The sequence below is a fragment of the Neobacillus niacini genome, assembly GCF_030817595.1.
Lineage (GTDB): Bacteria > Bacillota > Bacilli > Bacillales > Cytobacillaceae > Neobacillus > Neobacillus niacini_G.
Genome location: NZ_JAUSZN010000001.1, coordinates 1,608,287 through 1,631,899, shown reverse-complemented (window position 1 = coordinate 1,631,899; position 23,613 = coordinate 1,608,287). Strand labels below are relative to the sequence as shown.

Annotated in this window: 27 protein-coding genes and 2 pseudogenes; 21 read left to right on the top strand and 8 right to left on the bottom strand. The window is 36.9% G+C overall.

From position 1 onward, the window contains the following. On the bottom strand, positions 1-1,092 hold the full coding sequence (locus QFZ31_RS08200; RefSeq protein ID WP_307302343.1) for an AbrB family transcriptional regulator: 1,092 nt from the start codon (positions 1,090-1,092) through the stop codon (positions 1-3). 210 nt (positions 1,093-1,302) lie between these two features. Between QFZ31_RS08200 and QFZ31_RS08195 the strand changes: the two genes are divergently transcribed. Further along, positions 1,303-1,503: a Fur-regulated basic protein FbpA gene (locus QFZ31_RS08195; protein ID WP_179600286.1), complete on the top strand. Its 201-nt coding sequence runs from the start codon at positions 1,303-1,305 to the stop codon at positions 1,501-1,503. Between the two features lie 64 nt (positions 1,504-1,567). Here the strand turns inward: QFZ31_RS08195 and QFZ31_RS08190 are convergent, their stop codons facing one another. Further along, positions 1,568-2,578: a DUF3231 family protein gene (locus tag QFZ31_RS08190; protein ID WP_307302342.1), complete on the bottom strand. Its 1,011-nt coding sequence runs from the start codon at positions 2,576-2,578 to the stop codon at positions 1,568-1,570. A gap of 198 nt (positions 2,579-2,776) precedes the next feature. Here QFZ31_RS08190 and QFZ31_RS08185 point away from each other — a divergent pair, with 198 nt between their 5' ends. Both QFZ31_RS08185 and QFZ31_RS08180 read left to right on the top strand, forming a co-directional pair. Then, complete coding sequence (locus QFZ31_RS08185; RefSeq protein ID WP_307302340.1) at positions 2,777-4,762, top strand: carbohydrate-binding domain-containing protein; 1,986 nt, start codon at positions 2,777-2,779, stop codon at positions 4,760-4,762. A gap of 193 nt (positions 4,763-4,955) precedes the next feature. Continuing rightward, positions 4,956-7,058 (top strand): transglycosylase domain-containing protein, encoded by a 2,103-nt coding sequence (locus QFZ31_RS08180; protein WP_307311433.1) that lies wholly within the window; start codon positions 4,956-4,958, stop codon positions 7,056-7,058. A gap of 135 nt (positions 7,059-7,193) precedes the next feature. Here QFZ31_RS08180 and QFZ31_RS08175 read toward each other — a convergent pair whose 3' ends face one another. Continuing rightward, a complete protein-coding gene (locus QFZ31_RS08175) occupies positions 7,194-7,469 on the bottom strand; it encodes a hypothetical protein (RefSeq protein WP_307302339.1) in 276 nt (91 codons plus the stop codon). Positions 7,470-7,654: 185 nt separating this feature from the next. Further along, a complete protein-coding gene (locus QFZ31_RS08170; protein WP_307302337.1) occupies positions 7,655-7,987 on the bottom strand; it encodes a hypothetical protein in 333 nt (110 codons plus the stop codon). Here QFZ31_RS08170 and QFZ31_RS08165 point away from each other — a divergent pair. Beyond that, a pseudogene (locus QFZ31_RS08165) lies at positions 7,984-8,681 on the top strand (catalase); the annotation flags it as partial. The gene QFZ31_RS08170 and the pseudogene QFZ31_RS08165 sit on opposite strands and share 4 nt — an antisense overlap. A gap of 51 nt (positions 8,682-8,732) precedes the next feature. On the opposite strand, the pseudogene QFZ31_RS08160 reads toward QFZ31_RS08165, so the two are convergent. After that, positions 8,733-9,014 (bottom strand): annotated as a pseudogene (locus QFZ31_RS08160) (sensor histidine kinase); the annotation flags it as partial. Positions 9,015-9,171: 157 nt separating this feature from the next. On the opposite strand from QFZ31_RS08160, the gene QFZ31_RS08155 reads away from it, so the two are divergent. From QFZ31_RS08155 to QFZ31_RS08145, 3 genes are all read left to right on the top strand, one after another. Then, positions 9,172-9,537: a VOC family protein gene (locus tag QFZ31_RS08155; protein ID WP_307302336.1), complete on the top strand. Its 366-nt coding sequence runs from the start codon at positions 9,172-9,174 to the stop codon at positions 9,535-9,537. Positions 9,538-9,561: 24 nt separating this feature from the next. After that, the gene (locus QFZ31_RS08150; protein ID WP_307302335.1) at positions 9,562-10,590 is read left to right on the top strand and encodes a hypothetical protein; all 1,029 of its coding nucleotides are present in this window, start codon (positions 9,562-9,564) and stop codon (positions 10,588-10,590) included. A 144-nt stretch (positions 10,591-10,734) separates the two neighbouring features. Continuing rightward, complete coding sequence (locus QFZ31_RS08145) at positions 10,735-11,202, top strand: CoxG family protein (RefSeq protein WP_307302334.1); 468 nt, start codon at positions 10,735-10,737, stop codon at positions 11,200-11,202. Positions 11,203-11,244: 42 nt separating this feature from the next. Here the strand turns inward: QFZ31_RS08145 and QFZ31_RS08140 are convergent, their stop codons facing one another. Continuing rightward, positions 11,245-11,628, bottom strand: a complete 384-nt coding sequence (locus QFZ31_RS08140; protein ID WP_307302333.1) for a hypothetical protein — start codon at positions 11,626-11,628, stop codon at positions 11,245-11,247. 381 nt (positions 11,629-12,009) lie between these two features. Here QFZ31_RS08140 and QFZ31_RS08135 point away from each other — a divergent pair, with 381 nt between their 5' ends. The 12 genes from QFZ31_RS08135 to QFZ31_RS08080 all read left to right on the top strand — a co-directional run bounded on the left by QFZ31_RS08135 (position 12,010) and on the right by QFZ31_RS08080 (position 19,923). Next, a complete protein-coding gene (locus QFZ31_RS08135; RefSeq protein ID WP_307302332.1) occupies positions 12,010-12,231 on the top strand; it encodes a hypothetical protein in 222 nt (73 codons plus the stop codon). A gap of 98 nt (positions 12,232-12,329) precedes the next feature. After that, positions 12,330-12,743 (top strand): VOC family protein, encoded by a 414-nt coding sequence (locus tag QFZ31_RS08130; protein ID WP_307302331.1) that lies wholly within the window; start codon positions 12,330-12,332, stop codon positions 12,741-12,743. A 15-nt stretch (positions 12,744-12,758) separates the two neighbouring features. Next, the gene (locus QFZ31_RS08125) at positions 12,759-13,232 is read left to right on the top strand and encodes a GNAT family N-acetyltransferase (RefSeq protein ID WP_307302329.1); all 474 of its coding nucleotides are present in this window, start codon (positions 12,759-12,761) and stop codon (positions 13,230-13,232) included. Positions 13,233-13,283: 51 nt separating this feature from the next. Further along, positions 13,284-13,940, top strand: a complete 657-nt coding sequence (locus tag QFZ31_RS08120; protein ID WP_307302328.1) for an AraC family transcriptional regulator — start codon at positions 13,284-13,286, stop codon at positions 13,938-13,940. Between the two features lie 229 nt (positions 13,941-14,169). Continuing rightward, positions 14,170-14,673, top strand: coding sequence for a CBO0543 family protein (locus QFZ31_RS08115; RefSeq protein ID WP_307302327.1), 504 nt, complete (start codon positions 14,170-14,172; stop codon positions 14,671-14,673). Between the two features lie 67 nt (positions 14,674-14,740). Continuing rightward, entirely contained in the window at positions 14,741-15,778 is a 1,038-nt protein-coding gene (locus tag QFZ31_RS08110; protein ID WP_307302325.1) for a DUF3231 family protein, read from the top strand. Positions 15,779-15,818: 40 nt separating this feature from the next. Beyond that, positions 15,819-16,856 (top strand): DUF3231 family protein, encoded by a 1,038-nt coding sequence (locus QFZ31_RS08105; RefSeq protein ID WP_307302323.1) that lies wholly within the window; start codon positions 15,819-15,821, stop codon positions 16,854-16,856. A gap of 64 nt (positions 16,857-16,920) precedes the next feature. Then, positions 16,921-17,340, top strand: coding sequence for a FosM family fosfomycin resistance protein (fosM, locus tag QFZ31_RS08100; protein ID WP_307302320.1), 420 nt, complete (start codon positions 16,921-16,923; stop codon positions 17,338-17,340). 103 nt (positions 17,341-17,443) lie between these two features. Continuing rightward, the gene (locus QFZ31_RS08095) at positions 17,444-18,187 is read left to right on the top strand and encodes a metallophosphoesterase family protein (protein ID WP_307302318.1); all 744 of its coding nucleotides are present in this window, start codon (positions 17,444-17,446) and stop codon (positions 18,185-18,187) included. Positions 18,188-18,200: 13 nt separating this feature from the next. After that, on the top strand, positions 18,201-18,827 hold the full coding sequence (locus QFZ31_RS08090) for a nucleotidyltransferase domain-containing protein (RefSeq protein ID WP_307302316.1): 627 nt from the start codon (positions 18,201-18,203) through the stop codon (positions 18,825-18,827). Between the two features lie 3 nt (positions 18,828-18,830). After that, a complete protein-coding gene (locus QFZ31_RS08085) occupies positions 18,831-19,658 on the top strand; it encodes a GNAT family N-acetyltransferase (protein ID WP_307302315.1) in 828 nt (275 codons plus the stop codon). Positions 19,659-19,791: 133 nt separating this feature from the next. Next, complete coding sequence (locus QFZ31_RS08080; protein ID WP_307302313.1) at positions 19,792-19,923, top strand: hypothetical protein; 132 nt, start codon at positions 19,792-19,794, stop codon at positions 19,921-19,923. Between the two features lie 492 nt (positions 19,924-20,415). Here QFZ31_RS08080 and QFZ31_RS08075 read toward each other — a convergent pair whose 3' ends face one another. After that, a complete protein-coding gene (locus QFZ31_RS08075; protein WP_307302312.1) occupies positions 20,416-20,844 on the bottom strand; it encodes a DUF2383 domain-containing protein in 429 nt (142 codons plus the stop codon). Positions 20,845-20,998: 154 nt separating this feature from the next. Here QFZ31_RS08075 and QFZ31_RS08070 point away from each other — a divergent pair, with 154 nt between their 5' ends. Next, complete coding sequence (locus QFZ31_RS08070) at positions 20,999-21,568, top strand: sigma-70 family RNA polymerase sigma factor (RefSeq protein WP_307302310.1); 570 nt, start codon at positions 20,999-21,001, stop codon at positions 21,566-21,568. Beyond that, positions 21,558-22,610: a DUF4030 domain-containing protein gene (locus QFZ31_RS08065; RefSeq protein ID WP_307302307.1), complete on the top strand. Its 1,053-nt coding sequence runs from the start codon at positions 21,558-21,560 to the stop codon at positions 22,608-22,610. The genes QFZ31_RS08070 and QFZ31_RS08065 overlap by 11 nt, the downstream gene beginning before the upstream one ends. A gap of 33 nt (positions 22,611-22,643) precedes the next feature. Here the strand turns inward: QFZ31_RS08065 and QFZ31_RS08060 are convergent, their stop codons facing one another. Next, complete coding sequence (locus QFZ31_RS08060; protein ID WP_307302306.1) at positions 22,644-23,255, bottom strand: cell wall hydrolase; 612 nt, start codon at positions 23,253-23,255, stop codon at positions 22,644-22,646. Between the last annotated feature and the right edge of the window lie 358 nt (positions 23,256-23,613).

The following is a 23,613-nucleotide window of genomic DNA, read 5'->3' as shown; positions in this document are numbered from 1 at the left end:
TTAGGTGGGCTTTTCCTCTTTTTTTAACAACTTCTTTTTAAAAATCAATCTTAGCAATGGAGGTACAGCAAAAAAGATAAATAGAAGCCGGAATAATTGAAAGCCCGCCACCATGGATAAATCCGCTTGGACTTCATGTGCGAGAATAGCCATTTGATCTGCACCTCCAGGAGTTAAACTTAAAAAGCCTGTCGAAGGTGTGATATCGTAAAAATGGACAAGAAGCACGCTCATCCCTAATGATCCCAAAACCATTACAATTCCGCTAACGATCGCCAGTGAGAGGATTTTTGTTTTATTCTCAAGCTTTTCTGGTTTTAACATTAAGCCAATGTAGCTCCCAATCATGAATTGAGATAAATCTAATAGGATGGTTGGCAGTTCCGGACCGTGGAAACCAGAAATGGTCAAGATAGCAGTTCCAACAATTGGTCCTAATAAAAATGGTGTAGGGAAATTCAGCTTTTTTCCTATGAAAGCAAAAATCACACATATTACCACAAATAGAAGGATGTTAGGAAAAAACAATCCAGTGTTTTCAGCAAGGTCAAGAGTGGGTTTACCTGAAAGATGATCAAATATTGGGCTACTAATTAAAAAAGGAACCGAGAAAATAATGATAATTACACGTGTTACTTGTAGAAAAGTAACAACAGTCAGATCAATCCCCTTTGCCTCTTCTGCAAAAGTAATCATTTGAGAAAGTCCTCCTGGAATACTGCCAGTGAGGACGGTAGGGTAATCAATACCTGAAAGCTTAGAAACAAAAAAAGCAATCCCAGAACAAAAGGCTATAAGAATGATGGTTAATAAAAGCATTAAGGGCAGTTTTCCAAAAATTTGGATCAAAGCCGTTTTTGTAAGTGATAATCCTATCGAATACCCTAATAGCACCAAGCCTGCGTCCCGAATCTGTCTTGGCCACAATGCTTGAAATCCTCTTGATTTGGAAGAAATCAAAACAGCTGTCATCGGCCCGAGCAGCCAAGGAATAGGGATTCCTAAAAGCGAAAAGAGAATACCTCCAAGAGAGGCAATAAACAGTGTTATGTAAAAGCGATTTATTTTCTTATTAAGATTTATCAAAAACATCCCCGCTAACTTCTTTTTATTTATCATATCAAAAATTGGCTAAACCATAGACCATTAATAAAAATACAGTTTATTATCATTTATTAAGTTAAGATGAAGTTTGCTTTAAGAGTAGGTAAAGATGCTAAAAATCGACACACACCCACCAAGGAAAAGTTTACAATCGGATAGGTAACTTAGGAGCATTAAAAAAACTGGAGGTGACATGGTATGAAGAACATTCTTCGAACCGCAGTCCAGCAAAGAAGGCAATTTCTTATAGATAAACTGCTTAAAGTGGGTGTGTTCAAAAAAGAAGATCGACATTTGTATGAATGGACCTTAAGTGACCTAGAGGAAGAATACAAATATATTGAAACCAGTAGTCTGGCAAAGGGAAAGATGGACCAAGATAACCAACTACAACAATAAAGTGATAAATACTTAGATAAACACAAGAAAGGCCGGTTACATTACCGGCCTTTTCCATGTACATTTACGTTTTTTCGGTTCCTAACTCACCACGATCTACAGCCATTGGCGGTTGTTCCATCCATTTATGATTGATCATGATATTAGCGCCATACTCTGAATACAATTGAATTTCTAATGATAATCTGTTATACATGACCCCCAAATCCAGCCGAGGACTTTGAGCGACACCAGTACCGTAATAACCGATACTTAAGCCAATTAACCCGGCCGTAAAGAACATAATCAATTTATCGGAAAATGTATACGATGTACTTGTTGTGACTTCAGCAGATAAGCTAGCCGGAACAGGGAGGTTACATTCCTCCAATTTCTTTCCAAACAATTTTATATGTTTCTTACCAATGTCGATCCCTCTTAGCAAAAATTGAATAACTTCCTTGTCCTTCGCTACCTGGCTAAATCCAATCAGAGTAGCTGTTCCTAAAATATTACGCTGGGCGTTTGCATATAGATTGCCTACTTCCGCGACAATTAATGGTCTTTTTTCACCGATTGCATCCCAAAGAAAGGCTTGCTTATTGACAAATTCCACCTTCTCCATTGGTAAATGAGGAGACCTTACATACAGTCCTTTTTCCAATAAAAGATCCTTTGATACTTTGTACAATTGCATCGTTTCAGAAAGACATTCTATGTAATAATCTGTAATGTCGGATCGTACCGCTGATGCCACGCTGGCTGAATAGGTGGTAAGACCAATCTTTGACATTTGGTGGATAAATTGAAGAACATAGCTGTCTGAATATAACTTCGGAGCGGCTAAATCAACATCCTCATCTACATTAAAACCATAAGGGACAGGATAATCCTCTTCATTAAAAAGGACCGTTAGTTTTTCAATATGTTTTTTGGATAATTGTAATGCAAATTCAATAATAGGTTTTATTTCTGGGTCTTCCACCTTTTCCAAAAAAAATGTAAGAACACAAGCGCTGCCGCTGTCATTCATGTATTGAGCCCAAAGCTGAGCAAGTTCTGCAGCTGTAATCATTACTTTCTTGTCTACTTCCATTATATGACCTCCAATTAGCGGATACCTATTTCCATCATTTCCTTTAAAAATAAATATATGTATAGTAATTTACTTAATCCTACTCATTGATCGGGCTCTATTGTTAAGGTTTGTTTAAGGTTTCCTTTATAAAATGAATCCATGGTCATGAATACCAAAACCCCGGATTTGTTAGAAATAGAAAAAGGAGACAATATAGTGAAGAAAAAATCAATGTTTTTAAAAGCAGGTTCTATCATAGTATGCTCAACCCTTTTGTTTTCCTGCAGTCAGAATAATGATTCGACAACCGAATCCAGTACCATAGCAGCTGTAAACACGGAGGAGTTAAGTACAATTGGAGATAAAGAGGTTAGTGCAGTTATAGGTGAAACTATTTCCTATAGCGATGACGATTTTTACACGGATTGGGAAAATGAATATCCAACTTATATTGAATTAAATGGAGCTAGTGCTAGCTTTGATGGTACAGGAGCAGTGTTAGTAACGAATAATGTTGTTACCCTAAGGGCTGCAGGAGTATATGTTATTAGCGGTAATCTAGATGACGGTCAAATCATTGTCGATGCAGAAGATAAGGGAACTGTTAAGCTCGTATTAAATGGTGCCTCAATAAACAGTAGCAATCAAGCTCCGATTTATGTGAAAAATGCAGGAAAAACCGTTGTATCTCTTCCGGAAGGTACGGATAATACGCTATCGGATGGAACCGAATATGTGCTAGAGGATTCATCTGATGAGCCGAATGCAGCCCTTTTTAGTAAGGACAACCTAACGATTAATGGTACTGGTAAACTAACGGTCCATGGAAATTACAATAATGGAATAACGAGTAAAGACGAATTAAGAATCACAGGCGGTACCATTGAGATTGATTCAGTAGATGATGGATTAATGGGACGAGATGTGGTGGGAGTTAAGGAAGGAACGATTACCATTGTGGCCGGCGGAGATGGAATCAAGTCATCCAATGATAAAGATTCGTCGAAAGGAAATATAGCCCTTGAGGGTGGTAGGTATGATATCACAGCAAGTAGTGATGGAATTCAAGCTGAAAGCTCTTTATTAATTGCTGATGGAGACTATACCATTTCTTCTGGTGGCGGCAGCCCAGAAACGGTAGCAACGAAAGGAAATGATATGAGACCAACTGGCAATGAAACCACAACGACAACCACTACAGTAACAGAAACTGATAGTGCAAAAGGATTAAAAGCAACGGTAGATGTGGCTATCGGTGGGGGACGCTTTAAGATTGATTCTTCTGATGATGCCGTACACAGCAACAATAGCGTCACCATCACAGACGGTGAAATGACGATTGCCTCAGGAGATGATGGTATACATGGAGATACAGCTGTTCTTACAAAAGGTGGAAAAATAAACATTACCAAAAGCTATGAAGGAATTGAGAGTAAAGTCATAAGTATAGCGGATGGTGAAATTGACGTTACTGCAAGTGACGATGGGATCAATGTTGGCGGCGGAAATGACGGTTCAGGGATAGACTTCCAATCCACTGAAACGGATGACAATTTATTATCGATTTCAGGTGGAACTGTTACCGTTAACTCGGCAGGTGATGGACTCGATTCCAATGGTGCGATCCAAATGACTGCTGGTACCGTTTTAGTTAATGGTCCGACAGACAATGGCAATGGTTCACTTGATTACGATCAAAGTTTTGAAATGACGGGTGGTTTCTTGATTGCAGCAGGTAGTGCAGGGATGTTACAGGCTACATCAGAACAATCAATCCAGAATGCTATGGTTATGACCTATCCTGAAACACAAGCAGCAGGTACACTCCTGCATCTTGAAGACAGCGATGGAAACACAGTAGCAACCTTTGCACCGGAGAAAGATTATCAAGCAGTATTTATCAGCTCACCAAACCTCGAAAAGGATAAGGATTATACGCTTTATTCTGGGGGAACGTCAACAGGTAAAGAGGCAGATGGTCTTTACAGTGATGGAGATTACACTGGCGGTACCAAAGTAGTAGAATTTACGATTTCGGACTCTGTAACGTGGCTTAATGAATCCGGTGTGACAACCGGCAGCAGCGGCGGTCCTGGAGGCGGAGGCATGAGAGGCGGAGGTCAAAGACCTGATCGTGGACAAACACCTCCTACAGGAGAAGCGCCAGATGGCAGCCAGACACCACCAACCACTAATCAATAACATAAGGTAACGAAAAAAGATCATGCCAATAATAATTGGTATGCTCTTTTTTTTATTGATAATGATATTTTAGTCCTATAGAATGTAAGGCTTATTTCTCATTAACTTTAATAAATTTCGTTTTAAAATAGAGCAATATGTAAAAAGATAAATGCAGTTAGTAGAATTAAAGGTGGTCAAAGACGTGGGACGAATGGAACAAAGACAGCAAAGAAAGGCGTCTAAACAACGGGATTGGAGCCAGTTTTTAAATAAGAGTTTAGTTAAGAAATTGATTATAGCAGGAATAATAGTTGCCTTATGTGGTTTACTTGTCGTAAATATCTTCATCTGGACGAGTGATGTTAGTAAATTAAATAAGCCGGCACCACTGCCAACGATTATTTACGATCAAAATGGCGAGATAGCCAGCAAAATTTCCAACTCGAGTATTGAAGGTGTAGGAATTAAGCAAATCCCGGAAGAAGTGATACATGCAGTGGTCGCTACCGAGGATCAACGTTTTTACAATCATGGTGGAATCAATTATTTTGCGATTATGAAGGCTTTTGTCAAAAATATGTTAAGTGGAGATATTGTTGCAGGCGGTAGTACCGTTACACAGCAGTTGGCTAAGAATGCATTTTTGACTCATGAACGAACCTATACTCGAAAGATAAAGGAACTCATCATTACAAAAAAGATTGAACGAACCTACTCAAAAGACGAAATTATGGAGAGATACTTAAATCAAATCTATTTCGGTGAGGGTGCATGGGGAATCCAAAGAGCTGCGAAAACGTACTTTGGGAAAGAAGCAAGTGAACTAACCTTAAGTGAATCTGCCATGCTCGCTGGTTTAATTAAAGCACCCTCTATCCTATCACCATTTAAGAATATGGAAAAATCTATAGAGCGACGAAATCTTGTTTTATCTTTGATGGAACAGGAAGGATATATTAGTGCATCTGATGTTAAAAAGGCTAAAGAACAACCGGTGGTGTTAAAAGAGGAAGAAGTAGAAGACGAGTATGATGGAAAATACCCTTATTATGTGGACCACATTATTGAAGAAGCAATGACGAAATATAAGCTGACAAAAAACGAAGTTCTTTCAGGTGGACTTCATATTTTCACAGAGTTAAATCCAACCATCCAGAAGGCGACAGAAGAAGTTTATCAGAATGATAATCTCTTTCCAGCTAGTCAAAGCGATCAACTTCTTCAGAGCGGTGCGATTTTTATTGCTCCTGAAAGTGGAGGAATTCAAGCGCTTGTTGGTGGAAGAGGCGAACATACTTTACTTGGCTTTAACAGGGCTACACAATTAGTGAGACAGCCTGGATCAACGATGAAACCTCTGGCAGTATATACACCAGCATTAGAACAAGGATACGAAGTCTTTGATTTATTACAAGACAGTCCGCTTAATATTGGAGGGTACCAGCCAAAGAATTTTGATAAGCAATACCGTGGCGAGGTAACGATGTATGATGCTGTCGTGAATTCGTACAATGTGCCTCCGGTTTGGTTATTAAATGAAATAGGTTTGGAGCAGGGGACAAAATCAGTAGAGCGGTTCGGTATTTCGTTACAAGAAGAAGACCATTCTCTAGGAATTGCACTTGGTGGCATGCATGAAGGAACCTCGCCTTTATTGATGGCACAAGCATATTCTGCATTTGCAAATGATGGAACCATGGCAGAGGCACACTCCATTCAAAAAATAGAAGATGCTGATGGAAAGGTGATCGCGAAATGGAAGAACAAGTCTACGAAAATAACAGATCCTGAAATCGCGCAAAAAATCACCTACATGCTAAAAGGTGTCGTACAAGAGGGTACTGGGAAGAAGGCTTTTATGGATGGCATTGATATCGCTGGTAAAACAGGGTCCACTCAGCTGCCTTTTGCTAACGACGCGGGTACAAAGGATCATTGGTTTGTTGGTTATACGCCTGATGTTGTAGGAGCTGTATGGCTTGGGTATGATCAGACGGATGAAACTCATTACTTAGGTACATCAAGCAGTGGAACCACACCTGTTATTTTTAAAGAAATACTATCAAAAGCAAAGTCAGAGCTTTCTGATGAAAAATTTGCCTTATCAGGCATTGAAAAAAAATACAAAAATGAAATAAAAAAGATAAAAGAAGTAATGGAAAAAGCAAGAAAAGAGCAGGAGAAGGAAAAAGAAAAAGAAAATCAAAAGAAATATAATGGAAAGGGCAATAAGGAAAAAAACAAGGGGAAAAAAGATAAAGATAAAGATAAAGATAAAGATAAAGATGAAAATGAAGAAGATGAAGATGAATAAAAGTTAATTAGTGGTTTAAAAGACTATGCGAGAGTAGTTCCTCTTTTGCGGTGTAACATCATTTGTATTTATTAGTTGAAAGACCAAATCACATCCGATTTGGTCTTGTTTATTACCTTATTACCTTTTGATTGGCTAGGAATTAAATCTTTGCCCTGGATAAAATACCTCGTTGATCTCCCAAGACTCAACGATCCTGTGGGCCATGTTAGGATCATATCCCATACCCATAAGGTAGGTAATAGCTGCAACCTCTCGTAATGCATGAGCATAAGAAGTGTGTTTTGCTTCATTTAATCCATATTGCACAAAAGGCTCGACAGTTCTTAATACCGTGTGTTTATTTGGGTTTGAGTTATATTGCTGAGTTTGACTAAAGTGATAAGGATTATATTGGTAAGGGTTATACAAATTACAGTCATCTCCCTAGATAAATAATTTGGAAAGTCATCATTAGTCTATGTAAGTTTTATCATGTGTGAAACGGATGGTAAAAAATTAATAATAGTCACGATAAATAATTAAAATCAAACGCTTAGAGCTATTATTCTCTAGGCGTTTGATTTTGCTCATTCTATTTTGTGTTTCAATAAACATTAAGCAGTAAAATTGCCGTCATAGCTTAACATAATCGCTGATTTTACATCTTCCATGCTAGAAATATGATTAATAAAATCTAGGTCATGATCTTTGACTCTTATTTCATAGGTTACTTCAAAATCATTACCTGGCATCGCAGACTTTGATTTAAGAGAATGCTTTAGGGCATGTCGAGCAATAAAATGTTCCAGTGATTTTTCAATCGAAGTGCTATTGTATCGAACAACTAATAAATAAGGGTTTTCAATCTTTATCTTGTTAATAAAGACAAGTAAGACGGCTCCAATCAAGATGGATCCAATAATAGCAAGAGGGACAAATCCAGCCAACTGACAAGTTCCCCTTTTTAAAAGTCGGTAAAATGGTATTAAATAAAAATCCGGAAAATTATTTTAATGAAGTAGAGCAGGCTGCGTTTGGTACGGGAGTATTGGTGGATGGCTTGGATTTCTCAGATGATAAGATGCTTCAAGGCAGGACGTTTTCGTATTCAGATACACAGCGATATCGCGTAGGCACGAACTATTTACAGCTTCCTATTAATGCACCTAAAAAGCGGGTGGCAACCAATCAGCGGGGCGGGCAAATGTCCTATCACGTAGATTTGGCACCAGGTCAAAGTCCGCACACCAATTATGAGCCTTCCGTTATTGGAGGTATAAAAGAAGCTGAACAGGTAGGTAAAGTTCATGAACCACACTATAATGACAAATTGGTTTGTGAAAAAATTGACCGCACCAATGATTTTGGACAAGCTGGTAACCATATAGGAGTTTTGAGGACTGGGAAAGAGATGAGCTCATCAGCAATTTGGTCGACGCACTCAAAGTTTGCAGAACAGAAATTCAGGATAAAATGATTGAATATTTTACGAATGCAGACGAGGATTATGGAAGACGTGTCAAAGAAGGCGTAGCAAATGCGATGGAAATGAGAAACGATACCACACATACAAGCACGGCTGAAGCAGATGAGGCGACAGATAAGGCAAAAAAAATGGGACATGAAGCAGATCCATATTAAAAATAGAAAGGCCGAACTCTTTCTGAGTTCGGCTATTTTTACATTGTTTATTTACATGGGTAGTTTTATTTTAAATGTCGTGCCTCCATTTTCATTGACGCTGACTTTAATACTTCCGTCGTGAGTGAAGACAATCCATTTGGCAATAGAAAGACCTAACCCTATTCCGCCTGATTCTCTCGTCCGTGCTTTGTCTTCACGGTAAAAACGATCAAAGATAAAGGGAATATTTTTTTCTTTGATTCCGATCCCCGTGTCACTGATTTCTAGTATAACTTTATGGTCTTCCTCATATGTTTTGACACCAATACTGTCATGTTCGGAAGTGTATTTTAATGCATTGTCCTCTTTTCAAGCGGTTAATAAGATAGTTTGATTATAGGGCTATTTGGGATAATTGCAAAATGTTTTCATGTAGGGAATAGAAGGAATTTATCAAGATGTGGCGAAAATTGTATATAATAAACTTTTTTTGAAAGGAAGTTTCTGTATGTATCGTTTTAAAGCCATTGATCACATTCAACTTGCTGCTCCAAAAGGTTGTGAAGATTCTGCGAGGAAGTTTTTTATAGATATTCTAGGATTTGAGGAAATGGAGAAACCAGAAGAATTGAAAAAGCGCGGCGGAGTTTGGTTTCGAAATGGTAGTACACAAATACATATTGGTGTAGAGGAACCATTTGCACCAGCAAAAAAAGCGCATCCTGCCTTTGAGGTGGAAAATATTGTAGCGTTAAAAAAACATTTAAGCGTTAACGGAGTAGAAGTGATTGAAGACAATAACCTTCCTGGGGCCAATCGTTTTTATACAGCTGACCCCTTTGGCAATCGTATAGAAATACTTGAGTGGATCTAATCTTTCATTGGGGGAGGGACAATAATGAGTTTAATAGATAAAACCATTGAAGAATTAGAAGAGATTGAAGAAGAACTGAATGAGCAGGAAGAGGAGCATGGCTTTTCTAATTATTCTATGAAAATTGAAGTGTACAAGGAAATGTATCGAAAACTCTCCCAGCTTGTCCGGAGTCGTAATGAGGATGTTCAAAGTTCGCTAGATTATGTAAAAAGGAAATTGATTTACTGTCTCATTCATTATGGAACGTATTTGAAGACCGAATATCAAAAAGATGATTACTTGGCGACTCGCTGCTTGGAGGAAGCGTTAAAGTATGATAAAACCAATCCATTGGCAGCCTATCGACTTGGTTTCTTATCCTATAAATTTAATGAATATACAAAAGCGATTCAATATTTCCAAAGCGCATTAGATAATGACCATTACCATAAACAGCATCTCTATCAATTAAATGAACAGCAACAGTTAAATGCCCATTTGTACTTAACCAATTGTGCCTTGCATATTGCCAAGGAAACGTATGAAAAAATGAATCAATTACCACTAGCGAAGACGCAGAAAATACCGAAACAGGAGTTATCTCCATTGTTCAGCAGTTTAATAGAAAATGAACAATATTTAATGCGCCATGCGTTCTATAAGGTAAATAAAGAGGGAAGAACGACTTGTTCGAAAGCAGAATGTGAGAAACTAATTGCCCGGCCGGCGCATGACACTCTGCTGGTTTATTTTAGTGATCGGACCATTATGGTTTTTTTTAACGGGAAGGAAGCTTCACTTACTCAGGATCAAGGAAATATGCTGAGTTACTTTCTATTAAATAGTTCAGAAGATGTGCCAGCCACAAGGCATGATTTCTCGGTCGTCGATACGATTATTCCAAACACGTATATTACAAATGTCGGGAGACTGCGCCGTAAATTAACACAACAAGGATTTCCATCCATGATACAAACCAAAAGGTATCATAATGAAACAGGCTACTATTATGATGGAACTTATCCATTTTATATCATGTATCGATCAGACGAAGAAATTGAATATCGTTAAAAAGGCGATGACATTGGTTATCGTCTTTTTAGTTTAAAGGGGTCCCTTCTCACTTTAAAAATAAATTTTGAATATTCATTTGTAAAATGAATATTAGTTAAGTAGGTATTTTAACTTAAAGACCTTCAAAATGGAGGGGATCCTTTGAAAATTGAATACCAGCATACTTTTGGTTTGCCGATAAAGGTAGTCTGGAAGTACATCAAGGATGAAAAAATTTTAGGAAGTGCACTCCCAAGCTGCAGATTGTTTGTTCAAAGCACAAAGGGATTATATCAAGCCGAAATTGACGTTAACATAGGTCCATTAAAAGATGTTTTTACACTCGAGGTTAGGTTGGAAAAGGAACAGATCCCGTCTTATTTTCAATTGCTTCTGAAAGGAAGAGGTAATTTAGGGGAGATCAGCAGCAACGCGGAGATATTTTTCAATGACCAACAGGGAAGCACACAGCTCAATATACGAGCCGAAGTGAAAGTCTCAGGAACCCTGTCTGGTGCAGCAGAGCGAGTCATAAGTGGAGGGGCAAACAAGGGAATAGAGAAATTTTTTCTGAGTGTAGAAAAAGAAATAAAGAAAAACCTTTATCTTTTGCGAAAAGGTCAAAAATGAGAAAGAGCAACGTCATTAGCGTTGCTTTTTCTCATTCAGTATCTATTCATGCTCTGGGTAATTAGCTAATTCTTTGATTCCTTCAATCCAATCCTTGAAATTAGCATATTTATTTGCATCGAAACCAAAGTGCTCTTTAATTAAAGTAATGGATTCAAGTTCAGTTTCATGAACAATTCCGTCTGAATATACTAAGCGAAGGATTTCAGTTAGAACAATATGTTTCGAGCGTTCCTCTTTAAAAACCTTAAGAATATCATCAATCGCTAAGCCTTTGATTTTATAATCATCAAGATCCATTTCCTTTTGATACTTCACGATAACAGGATTTTCAAATACCGAGAATTTCCCATCAATGGTGGCCATTAGATATGCTAACTCAAGAAACGCTTCTTTCTCCTCTGGTTGAAGCTTTGTCAAAAACATTATGTGTAGCTCCTTTTTCAATAAATGAATTATGTTACTAGACATCTTACCAAGTTTAAATACCATTTGTCTATTCTTTAAATGGTGGAAAAAGGAAAATTTCAGTTATAAAGCGAATAAGATTATAGATTAGACAAAAAAGGGGGTAGAATGTTCTGGAAATACTTCTTCCTATGTTTGTAACCTCATTGCTGGGAGTATTGTTGTTTGTTAATTTTGTTTTTTTTAGTAAAAACACAAAAGAAGAAAAAAGTACTCATAATCAAACAATCTTGGGTTCGGTTCTAACCTTCTTTTTTATTTTTTCTTTTATGTTTTTCATCCTAAGTTTGCATTAAACTTATGTTTAAAATAAAAAAATCATGAGGGGCTGTATTTGTTTTGGTGAAAACAGTGATTTTAGGTTTAATATCATTCTTTCTGATAAGTTTTTCGCTGCTTTCCATTGGCTATAAGTTTCAGATCGAATGGTTAATGTTTCGGTATTATGAAGAAACTACAACCGGTTTCTCGACAGGTGGTTCTGTCATCCCATTTATCATCGCGATTATTGTCACCTTTTTCATAGGAGAGTGTTATCAAAGGAGACAAAACAGTAAATAGTCTGAGGATTATGGACTGTCAAATGTTATTTTAAATGAGGCTTTAACCATAAAAACGTATTAAAGGGGATAAATGTTTTTGCTTGAAGGGAGAAAATGATGGAAAATAAATTACTTAGGATGGGTACTATCTATTTACCAGTGAGAAATGTAGACCTTTCATCAAAATGGTATGTAACCAAATTAGGAGCAGTATTAAACTATAAAGATAAAGACAAAGCCATATTGGATTTTGCCAATCAAAGTATTTTCCTTGTAAAGGCACAGGAGAATCAAAGTGCTAACTTCTATAATTCCTACGGGGAAGAGTGTTTCTCCCTCACATTTGAAGTGAATGGACTAAAAGCTCTTGAAGACATTCATAGGGAGTTTAAGGAAAAAGAAATTAAAGTGGGAGATATTGAGAACAGAGGACATAGCGGAAGAAACTTTGTTTTCTATGATCCTGATGGAAATAAATTTGATGTGTGGAGTGAACTTAGCCCAATATTTAAAGAGAAGTTTTTTGATTAATGGGGGATAAACAAAATGATAAAATTGGGAAATGAAGCGGAGATTGTTATTGCGCACAAACTAATGAAGGAGGCATTTGAAGAGTATCGATATCTTGAAGTTCCTTCAAGTGCGATAAATGAACCGCTTGATACGTTAAGGGATTCATTTCGAAATGGTTTAGAAAAGTTTATAGTATGTTACATGGATGGGAATCCATTTGGGTCTTTACGATTTAATACGAAAGGTCAAACATTATATTTTTCTAGAGTATCTGTTCCACCCTATGCCAGAGGAAGAGGAATCGCAAAATCAATGCTATCTTGGCTCGAGGATTATGCTGAAAAAGAGGGAATTCATAAACTGCTATGTAAAGTGAGAAGCAGCCTGACTCATAATGTGCGTTTATATCAATCTATTGGTTATACCGTTACGAAAGAGGAAATAGTTACGAATTCTAATAATTTCTCAGTTAACATAGTAGTCATGGAAAAACTATTGAAGCAATAACTTTATAAGGATGCTTAATTAAGGGATAAAGAAAGGGTAGGTTTGCTAGCGATGGTTGAAGAAACAACATTACATATATTAAATGGACAAGCAATGTACGATTTTTTTAAAAGGAACAATTTCCTCCAAGGTCAAAAGATGATTCCTTTTAACGAAGCAATGTGTTCTGGGGAAACAACAGAAGGCCTCTTCACACCGGAATTCATCGAAAAACGTGCAAAGGTTCATCACGTAACTCGAGAAAAATATACTGATACTACCTTAAACCCATTAAAGCCGCTCTTTAGCAAAAGTTTTACAAACATAGAACTATGGTTTGACGAGGATATGTTTTGTCAAATCAATATCCTCACAATCCTTGCTTGGCTTGACAAAAACGGTCACACTAAGCCCATTAACCTGAATATTGTTGGTGATAAGTTTGAACCTATGGGAAATTACACATTAATGGCAGCTGGTTATTACGAACACTATGTAGAAGTATTGATTAATAAAACGCTCCCTGAATCAATCCATCTAGTACCCTTAAGGAAAGGCATTGAGTTGTATTTAACTTATCTTCATGAGGACAGTAACCTAATGTTATATATTAAGAAGAACCAAAATATGACGGAAAAAGAACTTGTATACTCCCTCTTAGAAAATTTCAGAGAGTATGGATTAGGCGATATACAATATCTAGAAATTATAAGGGCGCAACGGTCTTAATAAATATCCCATCTGTTTCAATTAGGGACGATAATAGTTTGTTTCAAGCGTTTCTGTCACATGCAGAAGCGCTTTTTTGTTCGTTTTATCATGAAAGATAAATTACATAATCACGGAATATCCAATTTATTTCCAGATAACAATATATAGTATTAACATAACTTTAACATCGAGTGTTGGTTTATGATTTCCAACAAGAAAAAACGGAGCTGATGAGGTGCACTTATTGTTGAATAGCTTGTTTCTCATTGCCGGATTAAAATGGGGTGATTGGAGGAACTGGACTAAATACCATTCCACTATTCTATTCTTTTGGTTTGGTGATTTGCTTTATAATGTTCTATGTAAAAATTATATGATGTGGGAGTACAAGGAGACGATCTTTGGTCAAAATCTTCTGCCTAATCATCTAACGGTTTCATTATTAATCATGTTCGTGGCATATCCTGCAACGGTGTTAATTTTTCTAGGAAATTTACCAGAAAAGACAATGAAAATGGTTTTGTGGTTACTATTCTGGGTGGCTTTATTTTCATTAGTAGAATACATAAATTTACGTTTTTTTGATTTGGTTATGCATCACAACGGATGGACAATGGCATGGTCCGTTTTATTCAATTTAATCATTTTTTCGATGCTGCTTTTACATTATAAACGTCCCATCGCAGCATTAATCATCTCCATTCCAATCATTTTATTCTTTGTCATATTTTTTAAAGTACCGATTTATTAACAGAAATGAGAATATATTACGGATTGTGGAAAAAACTAAAGGGAAAATAAGGTTAAGGGGAATAAACATGGATTTAATGAAGCCTATTAACATTAGCTCAGATAAATTAGCTCCAGAAAACCCATTTACTGCTGTGGAAATGGGAAAACTTTGGGCTACCTATGTAGGGAATAGTATGTCTCATAAGATCTTGCAGTATTTTCTAAAGCATATTGAAGAAGAGGATATCAAGACTCTGTTAGAAAATGGTCTTGCCCTTACAGTTGACTTTATGCAAACAATCGAGAAGTTTTTTAAAAAAGAAGACTTCCCAATTCCTGTAGGATTTACACAAGAGGACGTAAATCTAGGTGCCCCTCGCTTATTTGAAGATCAATTTTATGTGCATTATTTGAAATATGCTGCCAAAGCGGGAATGAGTATATATGCCATTGCCATTCCGTTGGTAATGAGGGAAGACATACGGGAATTTTTCATCCATTGTAATGAAACTACGACCATTCTGCTGGGGCAGATTAACAACGTGTTGATTGAAAAAGGCTATATTATGAGACCTCCAGCTATTCCAGTGCCAAAACAAGTCGACTTTATTAAAAAGGAAAACTATTTGAATGGTTTTTTCGGTGATGTTCGACAATTACATGCGCTCGAAATCACTCATCTTTATGATAATATTGAGAACAATATTACGAGTAAAGCTCTATTAATTGGCTTTAGCCAAGTGGCAAAAAAGGAGAAAGTGAGACAATTTTTTATAAGAGGTAAAGCGATAACCGATCGGGAAGTTCAGCATTTTCAAGATAAACTCCATAAGGAAAATTTGCCGTTTCCATCCCAGATTGACCATTTGGTGACTGCGTCTACTTTTTCGCCATTTTCGGATCGACTTATGGTATTTCACAAAGTAGATATGTTTGCGATTAAAATTCGGTCATTCGCAAACTCAATGGCCGTAAATGGACGTAGAGATATTGGTTTAATGTATTTGAAAGCACTTTCCGAGGTTTCTTTGTTTGTAGAAGACGGGGCAAATATATTGATTGAACATGGGTGGATGGAACAGCCGCCAAAAGCCATTGATCGTGATGAACTGTCAGCTAAATAAACGTTTTTGGGAAGATCTTTTAACGTAAAAGGAGAGAGTGATGGAACCAACACGAATATCTTTAACGGCTCCAGAGGTTTCAAGTTTATGGACTCAATTTATGTTTGAAACAATGTCGATCGGTTTTATTAAATATGCACTTGAACACATAAAAGACGAAGATATTATTGAAATCTACAAACATTCATTAGAGCTTTCAGAAGGTCATGTGCAAAATGTAAAGGAGTTTTTTGCAGGGGAAGGTGTTCCCATCCCAAAAGGATTTACAGAGGAGGATGTGAATATTCATGCTCCCCGCTTGTTTCAAGATCCTTTTTATCTGTTCTATATTTACATAATGACATTACAAGGGCTGACAGGGTACTCTCTATCTCTCAGTACGTCCATACGAGCAGATCTTCGCAAATACTATATCACCTGTAACTCGGAAACGATGGTGCTTTTTGAGAAGGTTATCGATAGTCTGCTGACGAAAGGGCTATTTTCAAGGCCTGCTGTCCTGACGCCGTCTGAAGATATCGACTTCGTAAAACATCAAAGTTTTTTAACAGGATGGTTTGGCGAACGGCGTCCTTTAACCGGGATTGAAATAGGGGATATTACTTTTAATATGAACAAAATGCAAATGCATGTCGCATTAAAGGTTGGTTTTAGCCAAGTGGCCGCTTCGAAGAAAGTTCGGCAGTATATCAATAGAGGAATGGAGATTTCCACTAAACATATTGCCGCATTCGAGAAAATCTTTCGTGAGGAAAAGTTGAATTCTCCTGTGTCCTGGCAATCGCATGTTACCAGTTCGACAACCTCACCCTTTTCAGATAAGTGGATGATGTATCAAGTCCAACTGTCGTCACAGATTGCTATTGCCTTTTATGGGACAGCATTAAGTGTAACATCGAGAGCAGACATTGCTGAAAAATATATGGCGATGATTTCTGAATTGATTAGATTTGCCGAAGATGGTGCGAATCTCATGATTGAAAATGGCTGGATGGAAGAACCTCCGAAAGCCAGTGACCGTAGAACATTATCAAAAGGAAAAAAAGAAGGTATTGAAAATAATAAACAGGAAAAGTAAATTAGTTAAGGAGGGTAGATTCCAATTCTATCCTTTTTTATATGGCAAGGAAGGTGGGACAGGGATGATAAAAGGTTTAAATCATTTTTTATTTTCTGTGAGCGATTTGGACAAATCAATTAAGTTTTATGAAAATGTGTTTGAGGCAAAGTTGTTAGTCAAGGGGAGGAGTACAGCCTATTTTGATTTACATGGAATGTGGCTGGCACTTAATGTTGAGAAGGATATACCTCGTAATGAAATAATTCAGTCCTATACACATATTGCTTTTTCAATTGAGGAAGAAGATTATGAACGAATGTATGAAAAATTAGAGACATTGGGTGTCAACATATTAACTGGCCGCTCTAGAGATAGTAAAGATAAAAAATCTATTTATTTCACAGATCTAGACGGTCATAAATTTGAATTCCATACAGGGACATTGCAGGACAGATTGAATTATTATAAACATGAGAAGACACACATGGAGTTTTATCCATAAGCGTTTTTACATAGAGAGCTATTATTTTGTTTTATTATTTAGAATAATACAATTATAATAAATACCACGGGGGACTAGAATAGTTAAATGGGAGAGTAATAGTATGAAGCGTTTTGCGGTTTTAACCGATATTCATGGAAATGCACCTGCATTAAAAGCGGTTCTAAAGGAAATTGACGAACGCAAAGATGTTGACCATATCTATTGTTTAGGGGATATGCTTGGCATTGGTCCTGATTCCAATGAGGTATTAGAGATGCTTTTTTCTAGAAGTGATGTATCGATGATAACAGGGAATCATGATGAAGCCATATTAGCCTTGGCTAAGGGTGAGGAATATCCTCAAAGTCATTTACCGGTAAAAGACCATCATCAATGGCTATTAGATAGATTAAACCCGGCCCTTATAACGACATTAGAGCAATTACCCAGGTTGCTGAATGTCACGATCGATCGTTATTCCATTCTATTGATTCATTACCAGATTGAAAATAGCAAACTAGATGTCCCTATCAGCAGGGACCATTTTTCTTCCATTGTCGAACCTAGTACGGAAAACATGGAGACATTATTCTTTGATAAAAAGGCTGATATGATTTGTTTCGGTCATCATCATCCGCTTCATTATTATACCGGGGAGCATACAGTATACCTTAATCCAGGATCGTTGGGCTGTAACCATAAACCACTTGCTCCTTATGCAATCATAACCGTTATTAATAATGTTGTAGATGTGAGTTTGAAAGAAGCGGCATACGATAAAACTGCATTTTTAAAATCCTATCACACCCTGCAGGTCCCTGAGCGTGAATTTATTTTAAAAGTGTTCCATGGAAACCAAATTTAGAGGTGATCATTTTTTGCGAACAGATTATGAGAATTGGGTGCCATTAACGGTTTCTAACATAGCTGACCTCTTTTCTGATCTTCCTATTACCTGGAGTTTGGCAGGGGGCTGGGCATTAGATTTACATTTAGGTAAACAGAGCAGGGAACATAGTGATATCGATGTAATCATCCTTCGAGACGAACAAGAATCTGCGTACGATTTTTTAAGCAGGGAATGGAAATTATATAAAGCTCAAGACGGCGTTCTTATGCCTTGGGTACAGGGAGAGTTCTTAACCGACACGACAGATGTTTGGGTTTGCAAAAATCAAGATTCACCATGGGCTTTTCAAGTAATGTTAGTAGATACGTTCGAAAACCAATGGATTTATCGAAGAGATAAGTCAATCAAAAAGCCATTGAACGAAATAATAGTATGGACAAATGAAGGTACTCCCTATTTAAGAGCAGAAATCCAACTTCTGTATAAGGGAGGTTCATCAAAGGTTCGAGAAAAAGATTTCATGGACCTTCAAACCATGCTTCCAATTCTGTCAACACAGGAAAAAGAATGGCTAACATTATCTTTGCAGCAACAATTCTCAGAAGGACATCCATGGATTGGTTTAATCCATAAATACGATAAAAAGGAGCATTAAGGAATGCTGACGAAAGAAGAATTGAAGAATATAAAAGTGCTTCAGGAAATTTGTGAGGAAGAAGGGCAGCTTAAGCTGAAGCTTAATTTTGATATGCTTGAAAACAGGTCTGACAATCGTAAGGAAGATTTTTTTTATTATGAAAATGGCAAGCTTGTTGGTTTCCTTGGAAGCTATTATTTCGGTAATAAGGTAGAAATCTGCGGAATGGTACACCCGGATTACCGAAGAAGAGGAATCTTTTCAAAGCTGCTTGAAGAAGCACATGAGGAAACAAAGAAACGTGAGGCTAGAACCATTTTGTTAAATGCTCCAAGCAAATCTCAATCAGCCAAGGAGTTTTTAAAGATTGTCCCTTGCGAATTATCTATGGTAGAGTATCAAATGAAATGGCAGAAAACGGAATTGCATGAAAATCACTCTATTATGGTAAGACCGTCTATTTCGGAAGTAGATACTGAGGCGGAAATTCAACTTGATGTACAATGCTTTGGGTTAAATGAAAAGGAAGCACGCCAGTATAAGCAAGAAAATAAAGACCTTGATACGGATCTAAGATTAATTATTGAAATAGATGGAAAAATTGCAGGGAAAATGCGACTCTCCGAAATGAATGGTGAAGCCTGGATTTATGGATTTGCTGTTTTTCCAGAACTCCAGGGAAAAGGAATCGGCAGAAAAGCATTATCGAATGTGGTAAAAATGGAGGACGAAAAAGGGTTGTCCATTTTTCTAGAGGTTGAGGCTAAAAATGCCCACGCCTTAAGGCTCTATGAATCATGTGGATTTAGAAGCTATCATTCCCAAGAGTACTTTAAAATGAATCTATAAAAGTGAGGGGATTTTTTAAGCCCCTTCAGACAATTATTACTATTATATTATTTAATTTCCAGTATTTAATAGGAGACATTTGTAACCGTTTACATTATAATAATAGTAAGAACTAGGGGAGGGGAAACAAACCATGGAACTTTTATTCGAACAATGTGAACATAACAAGTCAGAAGAACCTTGTGAAGAGTGTGCCCCAAAAAAAGATAATGACGAGAATATGGATTTATATGAGTATGATTATTATAAAAGGATATGGTTTTAGGTTTTACAATTACTAGTTAATAAAAATTGATAGATTAATCTAACAGGGGCTGTCTCATGACGGCTTTTCTTTTTGCCAAAAAGTTAGATTTAATAGTTGTCAGTGTGATTGGAAGAAAGTTGAAACGAAATTATCCTTTTCTCCGTCTAATAATAAAAAGCCATTAGGTTGGTGAAAGAATGAAAAAGGATAAGGGCTGGTTCGATTTAAAACAAAGACAAATTCAGAGATCCTATAGAGAAAAGGTAAAAAAAGATCATGATCATGCGTTTTTTTTATTGTTTGTTGGCTGATTTATAAGTGGTTCAGTTCTGTTAGCAATAGCTTCTTTTATTTATAATTCCTTTCGTTAGTGTGAAGACAGAGGTGATCGAATGAACAAATTTGTGTTTACAATGATTCTAGGGATTGTAGTACTCCAAGCTGGAGAAGTAATCAATATACAAGAAATGACGTGTATAAAGCACACGTCATTTTTTTTTCGATTCAAAACTAGTGAAGTAAATGTTGCAGCTGTTCGATTTGTTTACGGCTTGTGTCAATGACTTCTTCGGCAAGCAGCTTGCTTTCAGGGTCGAGGTCACCCCTGACAAGTTCTTCAGAATATTGAACTCCATATTGATCTAAGCCTTTCAAAGCGTCTTCAATCATTTCCTTTGAATCATCTGGAAGCATGGCTTTGTGCATAAAACTATGCATAGAACCAGAGAAGCCTTCATCGTCAGCTGGGACACCGCCAAGATTTTGAATCCGCTCAGCAAGATTCTGAGCATTCAGCTTAACCTCCTGCTGCATGGATTGAAAGACCTTCCTTAATTCATCATCTTCAGCCTTTTGGATATAGTGTTCAAAAGATCGAATCCCCATATATGTTCCCCTTAATAAGGTATTTAGCTCCTCTATAATGACTTCATTCGACATGTGACACATCCTTTCATTCTATTTTGTTGCCATGACAGGCGTTTTTATTCGAGATTTGGATTCAACTCATTCATAATTTAGGAAAAAAGATTTTTATTACGGAACTGATGAGGGGATTGCTTCGTCTAAGTTTTTGGAAAGAGGGGGGTTATGAATGCTTGTGAAAAAGAAAGAAACAACTTCATCACCAATAGAAATCCATGAGTTAACAAAAGAAGATCAACTAAGTTGGCTGATGGAAGAGTATGGAGATATGGTGGTAAGGCTTGCTTTTACATATGTAAAACAAAAACAATTGGCAGAAGATATTTCACAGGAAGTGTTTGTTAGCTGTTATAAAAGTTTGGAGACGTTCCAAAATAAAGCTTCGTACAAAACATGGCTGTACCGAATTACCGTAAATAAATGCAAGGATTATTTTAGAACCTGGTCTTATCGTAATATTAGTTACCAAGACTTTTTTCGTTCCATTTTTCCAAGCGGGGGACAATCGGTTGAGGAGGAAATCCTTGAGGGAGAAGAAAAAGAAATTATATTTGAAAAGGTTTTAGCACTGCCAATTAAGCTAAGAGAGGTTATTATCCTTCAATACTACGAAGAATTAACGGTCAATGAAATATCTGAATTACTAGGACTTAATTCTAATACCGTAAAAACGAGGCTTCATCGGGCCAAGAAATTATTACAATGTTCTTTGAAGGAGAGGCATAGTTATGGAGGATAAGTTAAAATATCCGAAGAATTCTCAATTACGTTTTGAGGATAAACATAAGAAAAATGTATTGGACGTGATTAAGAATCTCCCGGAAAAGCCTCAAAGGAAGGGTCGTAAAAGGCTGATAAAAAGATGGGGCTATTCTTCTGTTGCAGCAGCAGCTTTATTTTTTCTATTAATCGGCTCTACCCATTTTTCATTAGGTATGGCAAAGGTAGCAGCCAAAATTCCTTACTTTAGTTTATTTATAAAGCAAGAGCAATACAAAATGGCCTTATATGAAGTGATAGGCGATGTTATAAGTGAAAATAAGTATGATGTTAATGGATTAGATGTTTCAGTTACAGATAGAGAGATTCAAATTGAGCTGCTAGGCTCCAAAGAGGAAGTAAAATCAGTCAAGGACAAAGTTATCCAAAAAATAAATAGTGAATTAGTCGCACAAAATTTTGGGAAGTATGATATTGAAGTAAATAGGGGAGTATTACGCCAGCCTACGGAACCTACCCCTGAGGAAAATGAATATATGAGCAAAAGCATGGAGCTGGAAGAAAAAGTGCTTGATCTGCTCAAGAAGAATAATTACCAGCCGGCATTCCCTATAGAAGTGCGAATTAATAGTATGGAAAATTTTATGTATATTGCATTGCCAAATACTGAAAAAAGGGTTCCGGAATTAAAAGAAAAATTAAAAGAGCTTACCAAAGAATATGGTAAATTTAAATATAGAATTACCAGCATCGATATGGCTGCACGGGAACAAGAATTAAGATGGGGGAAACATGATATTATCAGTATTCTTTTTGGCGGACTAATGGAGAATAAAGCTTTTAAAGTAACGGGCCTTTCTTATTCCTTTCATCCACTGCCGTTGCAAATTGAAGTGAAAATCTCGCTTAAATCCACGGATCCCGATGCAAAACAGCTCGCAGACGAAATAGAAAATGAAATTACGGAATTTATCCAAACACATGAAAAGACAGCTGAAGTACGAAATGATCCATATGAGCTGACTATTTATGGTAAAGATAAGAAAATCATTAATAAATGATTTTGAGAAAAGGACCAAAGCCGGTCCTTTTTGCTATTTTTTAAAGACGTGTTGTCCAATTACATGAGTGGTTGTTCTTGAATCGAGCCATCGGCTGGTGGCGATAGTTGGATTATAGAAGAATAAGGCTCCGGGAGCCAATTGTCGTTGTTCTGTAAGAGCGGCTTGTACCGCTTGAATCGATTCCTCATCAGCTGGCTTATTGATTTCACCATTTTGCACAGGTTGGAATTGACCAGGGGCATAAATGACTTCCTTAATGGTGTCTGGAAATTGGGGACTTTCGACTCTGTTAAGAACTACACAAGCGACGGCAATCTTCCCCTCTAAAGGTTCCGTTTGGGCCTCAGCTCTAACTAATCGTGCAAGCAAATCTATTTCTTGGTTTGATAGACTTAGGTTCACAGGTTCTTCTATTTTCGGTTCATTAGACCTAATAGTTTTATTTGTATTGATCTCTTGACCCGGGTAAATGAGATTTAAATTGGAAATTTGGGGATTCTCATCAGCTAATTCCTGAAGGGTTAAATGATGCTCTCTAGCAATACTTGACATCGTGTCTCCAGGCTTAACCATATAAGCAAAAGCGGGGGAAGCAAAAAGTAGTGATGCGGTAATTGTTAGTAAAGTAATTAGTTTTTTCATCAATCTAGTCCTCCAAGTTGGTTTTATGTATTTAAATCTATTCCTATGAATTAAAAAAATAGAATAGTATTACAGTTAAATTACATAGAAAAGACAATTTGAAGTCTATGAGAATTATGGTAGGATATTCCAAATTAATAGAATTGGCGATCCGTCGTAAACATAAGGAAAAGCAGAGTTATGGAGTCCAAAGTTAAGGTGAAAAATCCTGAAGTGGTCCTTATAGAAGGTCGATGAAGCCCGAACTTTTGAATGGAATGGAAAAAAGGTCGTCATGAAGGGTTTATAAAGACCAAACTTTTGAATGGAATGGAAAAAAGGTCCTCACGAAGGGTTTATGAAGACTAAACTTTTGAAA

Bases quoted from the DNA above. Each gene is read 5' to 3' on its own strand.
- QFZ31_RS08200 (WP_307302343.1), bottom strand. From the start codon at position 1,092: ATGTTTTTGATAAATCTTAATAAGAAAATAAATCGCTTTTACATAACA.
- QFZ31_RS08195 (WP_179600286.1), top strand. From the start codon at position 1,303: ATGAAGAACATTCTTCGAACCGCAGTCCAGCAAAGAAGGCAATTTCTT.
- QFZ31_RS08190 (WP_307302342.1), bottom strand. From the start codon at position 2,578: ATGGAAGTAGACAAGAAAGTAATGATTACAGCTGCAGAACTTGCTCAG.
- QFZ31_RS08180 (WP_307311433.1), top strand. From the start codon at position 4,956: ATGGAACAAAGACAGCAAAGAAAGGCGTCTAAACAACGGGATTGGAGC.
- QFZ31_RS08155 (WP_307302336.1), top strand. From the start codon at position 9,172: ATGTATCGTTTTAAAGCCATTGATCACATTCAACTTGCTGCTCCAAAA.
- QFZ31_RS08150 (WP_307302335.1), top strand. From the start codon at position 9,562: ATGAGTTTAATAGATAAAACCATTGAAGAATTAGAAGAGATTGAAGAA.
- QFZ31_RS08140 (WP_307302333.1), bottom strand. From the start codon at position 11,628: ATGTTTTTGACAAAGCTTCAACCAGAGGAGAAAGAAGCGTTTCTTGAG.
- QFZ31_RS08130 (WP_307302331.1), top strand. From the start codon at position 12,330: ATGGAAAATAAATTACTTAGGATGGGTACTATCTATTTACCAGTGAGA.
- QFZ31_RS08125 (WP_307302329.1), top strand. From the start codon at position 12,759: ATGATAAAATTGGGAAATGAAGCGGAGATTGTTATTGCGCACAAACTA.
- QFZ31_RS08120 (WP_307302328.1), top strand. From the start codon at position 13,284: ATGGTTGAAGAAACAACATTACATATATTAAATGGACAAGCAATGTAC.
- QFZ31_RS08110 (WP_307302325.1), top strand. From the start codon at position 14,741: ATGGATTTAATGAAGCCTATTAACATTAGCTCAGATAAATTAGCTCCA.
- QFZ31_RS08105 (WP_307302323.1), top strand. From the start codon at position 15,819: ATGGAACCAACACGAATATCTTTAACGGCTCCAGAGGTTTCAAGTTTA.
- fosM (WP_307302320.1), top strand. From the start codon at position 16,921: ATGATAAAAGGTTTAAATCATTTTTTATTTTCTGTGAGCGATTTGGAC.
- QFZ31_RS08095 (WP_307302318.1), top strand. From the start codon at position 17,444: ATGAAGCGTTTTGCGGTTTTAACCGATATTCATGGAAATGCACCTGCA.
- QFZ31_RS08085 (WP_307302315.1), top strand. From the start codon at position 18,831: ATGCTGACGAAAGAAGAATTGAAGAATATAAAAGTGCTTCAGGAAATT.
- QFZ31_RS08080 (WP_307302313.1), top strand. From the start codon at position 19,792: ATGGAACTTTTATTCGAACAATGTGAACATAACAAGTCAGAAGAACCT.
- QFZ31_RS08075 (WP_307302312.1), bottom strand. From the start codon at position 20,844: ATGTCGAATGAAGTCATTATAGAGGAGCTAAATACCTTATTAAGGGGA.
- QFZ31_RS08070 (WP_307302310.1), top strand. From the start codon at position 20,999: ATGCTTGTGAAAAAGAAAGAAACAACTTCATCACCAATAGAAATCCAT.
- QFZ31_RS08065 (WP_307302307.1), top strand. From the start codon at position 21,558: ATGGAGGATAAGTTAAAATATCCGAAGAATTCTCAATTACGTTTTGAG.
- QFZ31_RS08060 (WP_307302306.1), bottom strand. From the start codon at position 23,255: ATGAAAAAACTAATTACTTTACTAACAATTACCGCATCACTACTTTTT.